The organism is Butyricicoccus pullicaecorum, from assembly GCF_002160355.1.
In the GTDB taxonomy this organism is placed as follows: Bacteria; Bacillota; Clostridia; order Oscillospirales; family Butyricicoccaceae; genus Butyricicoccus; species Butyricicoccus pullicaecorum.
The window spans coordinates 240,563-254,191 of the sequence record NZ_NFKK01000003.1 but is presented as its reverse complement, the minus strand read 5'-3'; the positions used below and the strand labels follow the sequence as shown (position 1 = coordinate 254,191).

11 protein-coding genes and 1 riboswitch are annotated in these 13,629 nt (G+C 50.3%); of the genes, 3 read left to right on the top strand and 8 right to left on the bottom strand.

Going from position 1 to position 13,629, the window contains the following annotated elements:
- Positions 1-37 precede the first annotated feature (37 nt).
- The 3 genes from lspA to B5F17_RS04400 are packed head-to-tail and all read left to right on the top strand — an operon-like array spanning position 38 to position 2,202.
- A complete protein-coding gene (lspA, locus tag B5F17_RS04410) occupies positions 38-496 on the top strand; it encodes a signal peptidase II (RefSeq protein ID WP_087371222.1) in 459 nt (152 codons plus the stop codon).
- Positions 489-1,415 carry an RluA family pseudouridine synthase gene (locus tag B5F17_RS04405; protein WP_087371219.1) on the top strand — a complete coding sequence of 309 codons (927 nt, stop codon included), beginning with the start codon at positions 489-491 and terminating at the stop codon, positions 1,413-1,415. The genes lspA and B5F17_RS04405 overlap by 8 nt, the downstream gene beginning before the upstream one ends.
- Positions 1,408-2,202 carry a Cof-type HAD-IIB family hydrolase gene (locus B5F17_RS04400; protein WP_087371216.1) on the top strand — a complete coding sequence of 265 codons (795 nt, stop codon included), beginning with the start codon at positions 1,408-1,410 and terminating at the stop codon, positions 2,200-2,202. Before B5F17_RS04405 ends, B5F17_RS04400 begins: the two co-directional genes overlap by 8 nt.
- Positions 2,203-2,707: 505 nt before the next feature.
- Here the strand turns inward: B5F17_RS04400 and B5F17_RS04395 are convergent.
- The 8 genes from B5F17_RS04395 to mltG all read right to left on the bottom strand — a co-directional run bounded on the left by B5F17_RS04395 (position 2,708) and on the right by mltG (position 13,620).
- Positions 2,708-3,334: an ECF transporter S component gene (locus B5F17_RS04395; RefSeq protein WP_087371213.1), complete on the bottom strand. Its 627-nt coding sequence runs from the start codon at positions 3,332-3,334 to the stop codon at positions 2,708-2,710.
- Between the two features lie 125 nt (positions 3,335-3,459).
- A riboswitch (FMN riboswitch) is annotated at positions 3,460-3,591 on the bottom strand.
- A gap of 58 nt (positions 3,592-3,649) precedes the next feature.
- Entirely contained in the window at positions 3,650-4,279 is a 630-nt protein-coding gene (locus B5F17_RS04390) for a ribonuclease M5 (protein WP_087371210.1), read from the bottom strand.
- Positions 4,276-5,322 (bottom strand): DNA polymerase III subunit delta, encoded by a 1,047-nt coding sequence (gene holA, locus B5F17_RS04385; protein ID WP_087371207.1) that lies wholly within the window; start codon positions 5,320-5,322, stop codon positions 4,276-4,278. Before holA ends, B5F17_RS04390 begins: the two co-directional genes overlap by 4 nt.
- 11 nt (positions 5,323-5,333) lie before the next feature.
- Positions 5,334-7,595: a ComEC/Rec2 family competence protein gene (locus B5F17_RS04380; RefSeq protein WP_162608075.1), complete on the bottom strand. Its 2,262-nt coding sequence runs from the start codon at positions 7,593-7,595 to the stop codon at positions 5,334-5,336.
- Between the two features lie 85 nt (positions 7,596-7,680).
- Positions 7,681-8,016, bottom strand: coding sequence for a histidine triad nucleotide-binding protein (locus tag B5F17_RS04375; protein ID WP_016146607.1), 336 nt, complete (start codon positions 8,014-8,016; stop codon positions 7,681-7,683).
- A gap of 37 nt (positions 8,017-8,053) precedes the next feature.
- Positions 8,054-10,702 (bottom strand): alanine--tRNA ligase, encoded by a 2,649-nt coding sequence (alaS, locus tag B5F17_RS04370; RefSeq protein WP_087371201.1) that lies wholly within the window; start codon positions 10,700-10,702, stop codon positions 8,054-8,056.
- A gap of 332 nt (positions 10,703-11,034) precedes the next feature.
- Entirely contained in the window at positions 11,035-12,258 is a 1,224-nt protein-coding gene (locus B5F17_RS04365; RefSeq protein ID WP_016146609.1) for a peptidase U32 family protein, read from the bottom strand.
- 21 nt (positions 12,259-12,279) lie between these two features.
- Positions 12,280-13,620, bottom strand: a complete 1,341-nt coding sequence (gene mltG / locus B5F17_RS04360; protein ID WP_087371198.1) for an endolytic transglycosylase MltG — start codon at positions 13,618-13,620, stop codon at positions 12,280-12,282.
- Between the last annotated feature and the right edge of the window lie 9 nt (positions 13,621-13,629).

Genomic DNA, 13,629 nt, shown 5'->3' with positions numbered 1-13,629 from the left:
AGGCAGCAATGTCTGTCCTTTTTTAAGGAGTTTTGTTATGATCATTGCGATCGTGATTATTTTAATGGTTTTGCTTGATCAGCTGGTAAAATACTGGGCACTGATCAAGTTGTCTGCAATCGGAACAATCCCACTGATTGACGGTGTATTTCACCTGACCTATGTCGAAAATCGAGGTGCAGCATTCGGTATTCTGCAAGATCAACGCTGGCTGTTTCTGGTGATGACACCGATCATTTTGGCTGTATTGGCTTATGTGCTGCATAAGAAGTATATTCGTACCAAGCTTGGCCGCGTGTCGGTTTATCTTATTGCAGCCGGTGCGGTGGGCAATCTGATTGACCGTGCATGGCATGGATTCGTGGTCGACCTGTTTGACTTCCGTCTGATTCATTTTCCCGTGTTCAACGTGGCCGATATCTATGTCGTCATTGGCGTAGTGCTGTTCTTCTATTATTACCTGATTCAGCACGATAAGGCGGTGCCGCATGAATGAGCAGATTTTTGCCGTTTTGCCCGAACAGGAAGGCAAGCGTATCGACGCATTTGTCTGCGAGCAGCTTGACGGTATTACGCGCAGCATGGTGCAGAACTGGATTGAACAGGGGCATGTAACGCTGGCTTCTGGAAAGACAGTCAAGAAAAATTATAAGGTCAGTGCGGGCGATGAAGTGATCGTACAAATGCCAGAACCGCAGTCTGTGGAGATCGAACCGGAGAATATCCCGATTGATATTGTCTATGAAGACGAAGATATCATAGTCGTCAATAAGGCACGTGGCATGGTGGTTCATCCGGCCGTGGGAAATTGGAATGGTACCTTGGTCAATGCACTAATGTATCATTGCGGTGACCGACTCTCAGGAATCAACGGTGAGATCCGTCCGGGTATTGTGCACCGTATCGATAAGGACACCAGCGGCCTGCTTGTAGTGGCAAAAAATGATTTAGCGCATCAGTCGCTGGCTGAGCAGATTGCCTGCCATTCTGCCGCACGAGAATATCAGGCGATTGTGGTAGGCGCACCGCGCGAAGATCAGGGAACGATTGCCCAGCCAATTGGCCGACATAAGGTTGATCGTAAGAAAATGGCCATTGTACCGGAGGGACGACATGCGGTGACGCATTATCAGGTTCTGAAACGTTTTCGGGGATATAGCCTGTTGGCATTTCAGCTAGAAACCGGACGTACACATCAGATCCGTGTACACATGGCATCCATCGGCCATCCGATCATTGGGGATCCGCTGTATGGCTTGAAAAAGGATCGGTTCAGTAGCTTAGACGGACAATGTCTGCATGCTTGGCGCTTGTCTCTCGATCATCCGAGAACAGGGGAACGCATGGTGTTCGAAGCACCCCTACCGGAGTATTTTATAGCAATTTTGAATAAAATGGTGCAGGAAAATGGGTAAATTTGACGGAATTGTATTGTTAAGTGATATGGACGGCACGCTTTTGGACGATCAAAAGCATATTTCCGAAGAAAATCAACGCGCAATCGATCGATTTGAGCGTGAAGGCGGCTGTTTTTGTATTGCAACAGGTCGTCCACCGATGACAACGGTTGATTTTGAGGAGCTTCTTCCGGCGGATGCACCTAGAGTATACCTAAATGGTGCATTTGTTCGGGACGGAGCGGGGAAGACGTTGGCGTCGCTGCCGTTAAATGATGAGATTTGGACGTTAATTGACCGTATTGCACAGGAATTTCCGATGGTGGGCTGTGAATTGTTCGCATCTGAGCAGATTTATCTGCATCGTTCCAGCCCGGAGTCGATGCGGCACCAGCAGATGGCAAGCTGTGAATTTACAGATTTTGCGCAGTATCGTCCTGGAGAACCGCTGTATAAGGCGAATTTCACCGGACAGCCTGAGATTTTAGCACAGGTGCGTGAGGCGTGCGCGGATTTACTTGCACAGTATGAGGCTGCATCGTCAACGCCGATTTTTCTGGAAGTGACAGAAAAGCGTGCAAGTAAGGGTGAAGCATTGCGCACGATCAAACAAGAGCTGAATGCAAAACGAGCGTATGCAATTGGCGACAGCGGAAATGATTTGTCAATGCTGTTGGCAGCAGATTTTAGCTTTGCACCGGAAAATGCAGATGCAGACATTTTAGAGATTGTGTCACAAGTTGTGCGCAGAAATACACAGCACGCAATTGCGCATGCGATTGAAGTGATTGAACAGCAGTTATAACGTGTATCACATGAAAAAATCAGCACCGGAGATTGGGAGGTGCTGATTTTTTGAGATATTATTAACTATACAAAATAAAGATTTTGTATAGTTGAGAGTAGGGACTTCTCCGGAATCCTGGAAATTTCTTAGTTTTCTGCGATTTTATGAAATCCCCAATATTGCACTTATACAGCATGTACATGCATGTTTTTTTATTTCTCCAGTGATCGATACAATCATTTTTATATTTTCTTTGTAAGTTTAATTGTTTGCGATCACTGATTAGATCAGTTTAGATATTTTGTCCGTTCCAAATTTCATTTCAAAAACAAAATCTTGATTGATTTTTAAATTTGTATTTTGCCAATCTATTTGCATTTACATATATTTACCCATATTGCAGCCATTTTGAAATTAAAATCCCCTGATTTCAGCTTGATTTTGAGAGTTCTCTGCATAAACACATATAAAAAGCCGCCTGCATCGTGCAAGCGGCTTTTCGGGTATAAATTTGAACAATGACTTAATTAGTGGTTGCCGGATGATGTGCGCTCAGACGCTTTTCCTTGATAAATACGCTCAAACGCTTATAAACCAGCATGGTAATGGTGGTCAGGATGATGCCCTTGATCATGGTGAACGGGAAAACACCCAGGAACAAATATGCGTTCATGCCATCAATAGCCGGATTTACACTCTTGCACAGATCAAAGATCATATCCAGGTTCCAGCCCATACCTTTTACGTAGAACGGCAGAATGATCAGCTTGTTGGTAATCATTGCAACAATCGACATAACAACGGTACCAACTGCACAGCCAACAAATGCGCCCTTGCGAGAGGTGTGGAGACGATAGAACGTAACAGCGATGATAATCAGCGTACAAGTCAGCAGAAAATCCTGCAGCTCACCAGTGCCGGCCGTCTGGGTCTGCGTTACATGAATGAGATCCTTAATCGCAGCCATCGCGATGCCGGGGCCAACGCCAAAAATAAAAGCACCAATCAAAATCACTGCACCGCTCAAATCAATTTTGAGGAACGGCGGCATAAACGGCAGCGGAAATTCGAAATACATCAGAACCGTTGCGATTGCTGCAAACACGGCTGTGTAAGTGATTTTCATGGTTTTTGTCATTTTGGTTGACATAAGAATACAGCTCCTTCTTTCCTACCGTCCTGTTGAGGAAATAAAACAACCCCGAGGAAACAAATCAAATTGCTCCAAGGGGCTTAAAAAGTAGGCATAGAAAAGCAAGTAGCTTTGTGCTATGTCACCTGTTTCTTTCATCCGGACTTTAACCGTCGGTTGGGATTCTCACCCATCATGCCCTAAGGCTCGCAGACTTACAGTACATAGACTGATTCACTGCCGGTGGAGACTTTCACTCCGCCCTGAAACAGAACGATCTTTAATTTCTGATATCATTATACTATATCGAGATGGATTGTCAAGCGTCTAGCCTTACTTTTTTCTGATTTCTTCGACAAGTGCAGCCAATTCATCGCGATTGGAAATCACATTAAGAAATTCGATCAGCGCGTTGGCAGAAAGTGTAGTAGGAAGCCCAAGTTCACGCAGGACTTGTGTGCGCAGCTTCTCGCTGCCCGGTTGACCGGATAATCCAAGTGCATAGAGATCGGCTTTCTTGATCGGAGAGATTGCGCGCTGAGCATGCTCAGTACACTTCCCTGTCTCTTCCCCACTTGTATCATCTAAGATCGTGGCACCTGCACGCCGCAGCGCTTCGCGCAGTACATCGGGCTTCATACCCTCGACGCCGAGCTTCCCTTCTTTGGATGCTGTGCGCTTGCGCGGTTCCTTGCCGAAGATCTCCGGAATATAAGCATGCTTAACCTGAGATGCTGGAATGGAACCTTTCAGATAGTTTCGGATGACTAAGCCAGCACCATCACTGTCGGTCAAAATGAGCAGCCCGCGTTTTTTTGCCAGCTGACGGAACATCGATAGACGCTCTTTGTCGGAAAAAATGCGAAAGCCACCGGTTTCAAGCACGATGGTATCGACCAACTGCTTGACCGTGTTTACGTCATATCGACCTTCAACAATAATTGCTTCTTTAATGCGAATCATGAGCGCTCCAATCCGGCTGCCATTTCCAATAAGGCAAGCTCAATCAGTTTTTGTTTGTCTGCCGCACTGCTTTTGAGTGCAGCATCGGTCTGACCACACAGTAAGACCGATTGCCGCAGCCAACTTTCGGGTAGTTTATGCGCAGCGGAACGAATGCGCTTTGCATAGTACGGAGAGGCAGAACCTAAGAGACTGAGCAGTTCCTTCTCGCTTCCTCGCGCAGATTCGTTCAGTTTGGCGGCATATAGACGCTGCATGTGACGTGCAATCGTGGAAAAAATGACGACCTCAGGATTTTTCTGCGCAAGTAAGTCATTGACCAGAGCGATTGCCTTGTCAAAGCGACGCTCTGTGATTGCATCACTCAGGTCGAATACAACTGCATCGAGTACCTTGGTGCATACCGTGTCAATATGATATCGTTTGATCGTGCCTGTGGTGCAGAATGCAGCAGCTTTTTCGATTTCCGTGATCAAATTGGTCATGGAAGTGCCGCACAGGAAAATGAGATACCGCGCGGTATCGTCATCAATGCCGCGATCGAGCGCACGGAAGCGTCTGCGAATCCAGTCTACCAGCTGTCGTTCGTCCAAGTGTTCAAAGGATACGAACGTACCTGCTTTGGATAGCACCTGATGGATTTTCAGGCGTTTGTCCGGTTTACATTCGATGACATCATAGTGGAAGATCAGACAAATGTATTCGGGCAGATCGGCGAGCAGCGCAGGCAGAAATTCACTGAAAGCCGCAGGCATTTTGTAGAGATCGAAGTCATGGACGATGACCAATTTGCGTTCGGCCATAGCAGGATAGCTCTCGATCGCATCGCGCAGCTGATCGGGAGACATCGATTTTCCGTCAAATTCAAACAGATTAAACTCTGCAAACGGACTGTCTCCGATGATTGCCTTTTTGCACTCACCCAGATAATGCATACGCAGATAACTCTCCTCACCGGAGAAAATATACAGTCTGCCAAGCTCACCTGTCTTTAACGATTGCTTGAGTGCAGAAAATCCATTTTCTTCTTGCTTTTTCGCCATAATATTTCTCCTTAGAGATGAGGAATTTTCCAGGTCAGATCCCCGACCAGATTGGTAGAACGGACAGGAATGTCGAATAGAGTGTCAGATGCACCGTATCCGGTTGAGAGAATGATTTCGGTGGGCTGAAGTTGATTCAGTGCACGCTGTAAATAGTCTTGCTTTTCGAACGAATTGTCCAGGATAACCCGATCACTTTGCAGAGGCGTGGATGTTAACAGTGCATCGAGCATATTTTGCGTCATGCTATGCAGCGTCAGCAGTTCAAAATCTCCGTCTACAAGACGAACGCCGAGCTTTCGGTCTATACCACCGATCAAAGTCGTCTGTGCAATTCCGGGAAGCGGGTATGCACTCTCCCCTGCCTTTTCCCAGACCGTTAAGGTGATGCCAGTCTGTTCAGCGGCTTGCATGAGGTCAGTGAGCGTTTCGCTTTCCTTCACATGATTGGGTAGGATGCAATGCGAAACTGGAATTTCGGTCAGAACTTGTGCGATGTTGCGGGCATGGGCTTTGTCCACGGCAGTCAGAATGACCGAGTCCAGTTCAGAGAAGCCATACCAGTTCATAGTCTCACGCAATATCGCCATTCCGTCTTGATTGGAAGCACAGCCACAGTCGATTAGAGACATCGAGTCGAATCCGTCGATCACCGAAATCATCTGTCCGTCTCCAACTGCATGCAGCGTCACGCGGGTGGTGTTGCTGTGGAGATAGTATGCATATCCGGTCGTTGCGATGAGAAAGCAGCAGCAAAGCGGAATGCTGATTTTGGGATAGACATAGCGATGTGCAAGAATCAGTACAATGAGCAATAGGATGGAAAGAACGGCGAGCCGACCGCTGGTTTCTTCCCAGTACAGAATACCCCAGTGCTGCGTGCCAAGTGTCTGCGCACACCAAAAGACATAGTCAATCAGGGGCACTAAAACATGCACCAGCACACCGGTTAAAAATGGGAAGAGACAGAAAAATACGCCCAAACCGAAAATGATACTGATGATACCTAAAATCATCAGGTTTGCCGGAATGGATAACAGCGTGATATAGCCAAAGGTACTAACCAGAATGGGTGTCGTAAATAACATTGCACACAGCGAGCAGCTAACTGCAGCGCCAAAGGCGTGTGCAAACTTCTTGCCGATATGACCGGGAATAAGAACATAAAGCTTTCCAAACAGGGTATGCTCCAGACGGCCGGCATAGCGTAAGATGCCGAAAGTAGACAAAAAGGACAGTTCCAGACTGAGACTGAACAGGGCGTAGGGATTGATACAGAGCAAAACCAGAAGTGCGGCACCCAAGGAAGTCTGTCCATCGCTTTCTCGTCCAAACAAAAAGGCAATACCGGAGAGCGTCGCCATGATGCCTGCGCGAATGATGGAGGGCGAAGCACCCGCCATAGGGATGAAAAACAGGATGGCGATAAAGGAAACCAGAACACCGATCTTGCGGCTGAAGAGCCGATAGATCAGTCCCACCAGAAACATCAGATGCAGACCGGATACAGCGATGATGTGGCTGAGACCTACCTTCTGTAAGTTCTGCTGGTCTAAAGGATCTAAATAGTTGCGATTGCCCAGCAAAAGCGCGTAGAGGAAACCGCCTTCGCGCTCGGGTAAATGCTCCATGATATAGCTGCCAAACTGTCGCGCGAGGGCTTGCGGACGATAGAAAAGCGGCGTTTCCTGGGCCTTTTCTGCTTCAAAGAGTGCGGCTTCTTTGGTTTCTTTGTCCTTCAAATAGGAAAAGGAAAGAAAGTTGCCGTTTGACATTTGATAACGCTGCCGGTCAAACCCCTGAAGGACGGTTGGCTGATAAAAGGTCACCAACACTTGCACCTGATCGCCGGGAGAAAGAGGCTCTTCGGTCAAAGGCAGATAACCGATGGCGGAAAATGATTGCCCAGGATAGGAAGAAAGTCCAACCGAATCACAGGATACCTTCACCTCGACACGCTGATTTTGGTCGTAAATATCAGGATCGGCGCGTACTTCGGCTTGCATCACCATCGTGCGCTCACATAACGCATCCAGCGGTGCGACCATAACCGTATGATACGCTGCGGTATAAATTCCGCCTGCGGCAAGACCAGTCAGAATACAGATGACTATGGGCTTACCGAAATACCGTGCCAGATAAATGCCATAGACGGCTAACAAAAGAATCAGCGGACTGTGTTTTACCAGCACAGGTGCATATTCGGTGAATTGCAGTACCAGAAAAAGCGCGGCAGCAAATGCCAGGGCGAAATAAAATAGATAGCGACGCATATCCCCAATCCTCCCTGCGTGCATAGGAAAAGAAGTGGCGGCATTGCTGCACGCCACTTCAACATTCCATTTCTAACAGCCGGAATTAGCCCGGAGGCCAGGTCATATCACGGCCGGAGAGCACATGAAAGTGCAGATGGAAGACCGATTGTCCCGCCTGCTCGCCGATATTCGACACGACGCGGTAGCTTTCCAGACCCAGATCTTTGGTGATCTGTGCGATCACAGAAAAGATGTGACCGACGACTGCCTGATTTTCCGGGGTAACCTCGGAAACCGAAGCGATATGCGCCTTGGGAATCACGAGAAAATGGGTCGGAGCTTGGGGATCGATGTCATAGAATGCGTAGCACAGGTCATCTTCGTAGACTTTTTTGGACGGGATCTCCCCTGCTGCGATTTTACAGAACAGACAATCCATAAGAACCCTCCTTTTTAGAGATATGGAACAGACTGTATTAGGACAGCTGCGCCTCTACAATGTTGTTGACAGCTTCCAGAGCTTCTTCCAGCTTGGAAGCATCCTTACCGCCAGCAGTTGCGTTGTCGGGACGACCGCCGCCGCCGCCGTTACACATCTTAGCGACTTCCTTGATGATCTTGCCAGCGTGTGCACCAGCCTTGACAGCCTCTGCGCCGCAGACACATACGAAGTTGATCTTGCCGCCGTCTACAACGGTCGACAGGACAGCAACCATCTTCGGAGCCTTCTCCTTGATCTGGTCACCCATAACACGCAGCATATCCGGGGTTACGTCCTCGAGCTTAGCAGCGATGACGTTGACGCCCTTGACATCGCGGGACAGGTTAAACAGATCGATCATCTGCATGTTCGCAACCTTTGCGCTCAGCTTTTCGACCTTTTTGTTGGTGTCGCGGATTTCCTCGAGCAGCTGCTCAACCTTGCCCAGCAGATCGTGCGGGGTGGTCTTCAGCGCCTTGGCAGTATCCAGAATCAGGGTCTGCTTTTCCTGCAGGAAGTTCAGAACACCCTTACCGGTCAGTGCTTCAATGCGGCGAACGCCGGCTGCAACCGAGCTCTCCGAGATGATCTTGAACATACCAGCCTGAGCAGTGTTGGTCAGGTGGGTACCGCCGCACAGCTCGATGGAGAAGTCACCAGCCTGTACAACGCGAACGGTAGAGCCATACTTCTCGCCAAACAGTGCCATTGCACCGCGCTTCTTCGCTTCGTCGATGGGCATTTCCTCGGTGATAACCGGATAAGCGGCAAAGATTGCATCGTTGACGATATCTTCGACCTTGACCAGCTCTTCCTGCGTAACAGCTGCAAAGTGGGTGAAGTCGAAACGAACGTGGTCGGCATCGGTGTAAGAGCCAGCCTGCTCGACGTGGGTGCCCAGTACCATGCGCAGAGCCTTCTGCAGCAGATGGGTTGCAGTGTGCGAACGTGCGATCGCCTGACGGCGTGCGGTGTCGATCGCAGCGTTCACCAGATCGTCAACGGCAATGACACCGGACTCTACGACGCCGATGTGCATGAACTTGCCGTCCTTGGTCTTCTGTACGTCGGAGATGCGGACAACCAGACCCTTGTCGTTGGTCAGCAGACCGTGGTCGGCAACCTGACCGCCCATTTCAGCGTAGAACGGAGTGTGGTCGAGTACGACGGTAACCTGATCGCCGGTTGCAGCCGAGCCGGAAACCTCACCGTTGGCAACGATTGCCAGAACAGTTGCCTGCTCGTCCATGATGGTGTAGCCGTCGAAACGGGTCTTGATGGACTTGTCCAGACCCAGATTCTCAGAAGCCCAGCCGAGGTCACCCATCTTCTTACGGTCTTCACGTGCACGCTCGCGCTGCTCGTTCATCAGTGCGTCAAAGCCTGCGCGGTCGGTGGTCATGCCCTGCTCTTCCAGAATTTCCAGCGTCAGGTCGATCGGGAAGCCGTAGGTGTCGTACAGCTTGAAGGCATCCGAAGCCGGAAGCTCGGTCTTGCCCTCTGCCTTGACTGCGGTTACCATATCGCCCAGAATGGACAGACCGCTGTCGATGGTTGCATCAAAGCGAGCCTCTTCCATCTCGATAACCTTGTGAATGTAGTCGCTCTTCTGTGCAAGCTCAGGATAGTGACCTTCGTTCTCTGCGATGACCGTATCCAGAACCTCGGACAGGAAGGGACGGTTGATGCCCAGCAGCTTGCCATGACGCGCTGCACGGCGCAGCAGACGGCGCAGAACGTAGCCGCGGCCTTCGTTCGAAGGAATGACACCGTCGCAGACCATCATAGCGGTCGAACGGATGTGGTCGGTGATCACGCGTAGCGAGATGTCGATCTTCTCATCCTTGTGATACTCGACGCCAGCGATGCGCTCGATGTGCTTCATGATGTTGCGGACGGTATCGACCTCGAACAGCGAGCCAACGCCCTGTACAACACAAGCCAGACGCTCCAGACCCATACCGGTATCGATGTTCTTTTGCTTGAGCTCGGTGTAGTTGCCATGACCGTCGTTGTTGAACTGGGAGAATACGTTGTTCCAGACTTCCATGTAGCGGTCGCAGTCACAGCCAACGGTGCAGTCGGGCTTGTGGCAGCCATACTCTTCGCCGCGATCGTAGTAGATCTCAGAGCACGGGCCGCACGGACCAGAGCCATGCTCCCAGAAGTTGTCAGCCTTGCCAAAGCGGAAAATGCGCTCAGCGGGGATGCCGATTTCCTTGTTCCAGATTTCAAATGCCTCATCGTCATCGACATAGATGGACGGATAGAGACGATCGGGGTCGATGCCAACCCACTCGGGAGAGGTCAGGAATTCCCAGCTCCAGTGAATCGCTTCACGCTTGAAGTAGTCACCGAAGGAGAAGTTACCCAGCATCTCGAAGTAGGTGCCGTGACGTGCGGTCTTGCCGACGTTCTCGATGTCGCCGGTACGAATGCACTTCTGGCAGGTGGTGACACGATGACGCGGGGGCTCCTGCTCACCGGTGAAGTAGGGCTTCATCGGTGCCATACCGGAATTGATGAGCAGCAGGGACGCATCGTTCTGCGGGATCAGCGAAAAGCTGGGCAGACGCAGATGACCCTTGCTCTCGAAGAATGAGAGATACATCTCACGAAGCTCGTTTAAGCCTCTGTACTGCATGTTTGGTTTCCTCCAATGTAAAATTAAAATAAGCGAAATGGATTTTTGTAGACACAGCGGAAAAAGAAACAGCTTCCGCCCCGGTTTAGGGGCGAAAGCTGTAAAACTTCCACGGTACCACCCTAATTGCCATAATCATGGCGTCTCAGGCTTCCCTTAACGCGGGAATTACGTTCCGGTCATCCCGGAAAGCTCCGAACTGGCTGTCAAAACCGCTGGCCGAAGGGCTTCCACCGTCCCCTTCTCTCTAAAGACTGCGTGTCTGACTGGGTTCATCATCGCATACAGACGATATTACATAACTATTTTAACACATTCTGCCCGATTGTCAATCAATTCTTGCGCTCGTGACGCAAGATTGCAAACGGTTCGACGGTGAACGGGAACTTCAGATGGAAGCGCATTTCGGGATGGTGTACGACTTCGAGTGCATTGCCCTCGTCGTCGGTTACCTGATCGACCGTAAAGACATAGGGTTCCTTACCCGGCTGAATCAGTTCCAGGGTATCGCCGGGATAGAAACGGTTTTTGAGAGTAAAGACCGCTTCCCCGTTGTCTTTCACCTCGGCCAAAAGGCCGGTGACCTCCCAGTCACGGATGTACTGGCTGTCCTCGTAGTACTGGCCATTTTCCTCGCTGCCAAAGTAGAAGCCGGTGTAATAGTTGCGGTGGCTGACCTTGCCGATCTCTTCATGGATATCACGCGGCAGGACAAAACCATCCGGATTTGCACAGTAAGCATCTACTGCACGGCGATATGCCGAGGTGATGCCAGCAGCATAGTATGCGGTCTTGTTGCGTCCTTCGATCTTGAAGGAATCTACACCAGCCTGTACCAGCTCGGGAATGTGCTCAATCATGCACAGATCCTTGGAGTTGTACAGATAGGTACCGCGATCGTCCTCGACAACAGGGAAATATTCGCCCGGACGTTTTTCTTCGACCAGAGAGTACTTCCAGCGGCAGGGCTGCGCACATGCGCCATGGTTTGCGTCGCGGCCGGTCATGTACTGAGAGATCAGGCAGCGGCCGGAGTACGAAATGCACATCGCACCGTGTACAAAAGCCTCGATCTCGAGTGTCTTGGGGGTCTTGGCACGGATCTCTGCGATTTCCGGGAGCGAAAGCTCACGTGCAAGAACGATGCGCTCAGCACCCTGGTCGGCCCAGAAGTTCGCAGCTTCATAGTTTAAAATGCTGGTCTGTGTGCTGATATGCAGCGGAACCTTGGGTGCATACTTTTTCGCCAGCGATACGACGCTGACATCAGCTGCGATGATTGCATCCGCGCCGCAGTCCTGCAGCAGTGCCAGATAATCGGGCAATGCTGCAAGATCGTCATTGGACGGGATGATGTTTACGGTGATATAGCACTTAACGCCGTGCGCATGCGCATAGGCAATACCGGTGCGCAGCTCGTCGGCACTGAAGTTTGCCGCAGCCGCACGCATACCGAAGGATTGACCTGCCATATAGACCGCGTCCGCACCGTATGCGATGGCATATTTCATTTTTTCAAAGTCACCAGCGGGTGACAGAATTTCAGGTTTTTTCAAGATATTGTCTCCATAGATGTTTTATTCATTGTTTGCTTCGGCCCAAGCTTCTTCAGCGCGCTCGCGGTTGCGATTGTGTTCGCTGTTGGTCTCGGCGAAGAGATGGGTTCCATCGGGCATCGCGACATAGTAATAATAGTCGTGGTCGTCCGGATGGGTTGCAGCATACAGCGCATTATAGCCGGGATTACAGATCGGTCCGGGCGGCAGACCCTTGTTGGTATACAGGTTGTAGGGGCTGTCCAGCTTGAGGTCTTCCTCGGTTAGCGGATTGTTGTGACCGACGGCATATTGCAGCGACGCGTCAATCTGTAAATAGGGATATTCTTCGCTGTTGTTGAGTCGGTTGTGAATGACGCCGGAAATTTTGGAAAATTCATCCGCTTCCTTGGCTTCTCGTTCGATCAGAGACGCAATGACGACAACTTCATGCGTGGTCAGACCGAGTTCCTTCGCGCCTTCTTCGATCTGCTCGTCATACTTCGTATCGAAGTTGTTGAGCATGACGTTCAGCACTTCGTAAATGGGCTGTTTGCTGTCCTGCACGAACTCGTAGGTGTCCGGGAACAGATATCCTTCCAGCCAGTTTTCCTTGGGCGGCTGCTCGTCCTTGAGGAAATCGTGCTTAAAGGCGTAATTGTTCAGCGCATCGTCCAAAAGAGCCTCAGAGGTTACGTTGTTGTCAAGCAGCGTCTGACGAATTTGAGCGATGGTGTAGCCCTCGGGAATGGTGACCTTTACTGTGGTGGTGGATGTGGTCTCAGTCAGAGCGCTGACGATCTGATCGTAGTCCATCGTCGGGTTGAGGGTGTACACACCGGCAGAGATAATGACATCTCCATCACCCTGGAGCGAATTGAACAGACGGAAGAATGTGCCGTAATTGACAACGCCGCTTTGGTCAAGCTGCTGGCTGATACCGCTGACGGTGGTGTCTTCTGCAACAACGAAGGAGATATCCTGATCGTCTTTGACCAGGGCAAGCGCATCGTTTGCGGCGAAGATCAGCACCACAGACAGACAAATCGATATGCCGAAAATCACAATAAAGTAGAGCGAAGCCAGCGCACAGCCAGTTTTTGATTTTTTGCGACGCGGTGTGCGGTATGCGTGCGTCTCATTTTCAAATAGATCGTCTGCCTGCGAGTGGGAGCTGCGGCGCGTCGAGCGGGATTCTGTATTCAGGCTGCGCCGCATACTGTTGTGCGTCGGCACCTGATCGGAAAACAGGTCGGCATCTTTTCTGCGGTAAGGTCTGCGTGCAGAATCCGCAGTATCACGCGTACGGCGGGAAGCATTGCTGGTAGCCCTGGAACGCGGCTTGTTTTCCGAATGCTTGGGGGTATAGCGATGATTTTCCATGATAATACC

What these genes read in the sequence shown, in the direction of transcription:
- holA (WP_087371207.1), bottom strand. Translation starts at nt 5,322, where the DNA reads ATGGCGAAAAAGCAAGAAGAAAATGGATTTTCTGCACTCAAGCAATCG.
- B5F17_RS04380 (WP_162608075.1), bottom strand. Translation starts at nt 7,595, where the DNA reads ATGCGTCGCTATCTATTTTATTTCGCCCTGGCATTTGCTGCCGCGCTT.
- B5F17_RS04395 (WP_087371213.1), bottom strand. Translation starts at nt 3,334, where the DNA reads ATGTCAACCAAAATGACAAAAACCATGAAAATCACTTACACAGCCGTG.
- B5F17_RS04405 (WP_087371219.1), top strand. Translation starts at nt 489, where the DNA reads ATGAATGAGCAGATTTTTGCCGTTTTGCCCGAACAGGAAGGCAAGCGT.
- B5F17_RS04400 (WP_087371216.1), top strand. Translation starts at nt 1,408, where the DNA reads ATGGGTAAATTTGACGGAATTGTATTGTTAAGTGATATGGACGGCACG.
- B5F17_RS04375 (WP_016146607.1), bottom strand. Translation starts at nt 8,016, where the DNA reads ATGGATTGTCTGTTCTGTAAAATCGCAGCAGGGGAGATCCCGTCCAAA.
- mltG (WP_087371198.1), bottom strand. Translation starts at nt 13,620, where the DNA reads ATGGAAAATCATCGCTATACCCCCAAGCATTCGGAAAACAAGCCGCGT.
- lspA (WP_087371222.1), top strand. Translation starts at nt 38, where the DNA reads ATGATCATTGCGATCGTGATTATTTTAATGGTTTTGCTTGATCAGCTG.
- B5F17_RS04390 (WP_087371210.1), bottom strand. Translation starts at nt 4,279, where the DNA reads ATGATTCGCATTAAAGAAGCAATTATTGTTGAAGGTCGATATGACGTA.
- alaS (WP_087371201.1), bottom strand. Translation starts at nt 10,702, where the DNA reads ATGCAGTACAGAGGCTTAAACGAGCTTCGTGAGATGTATCTCTCATTC.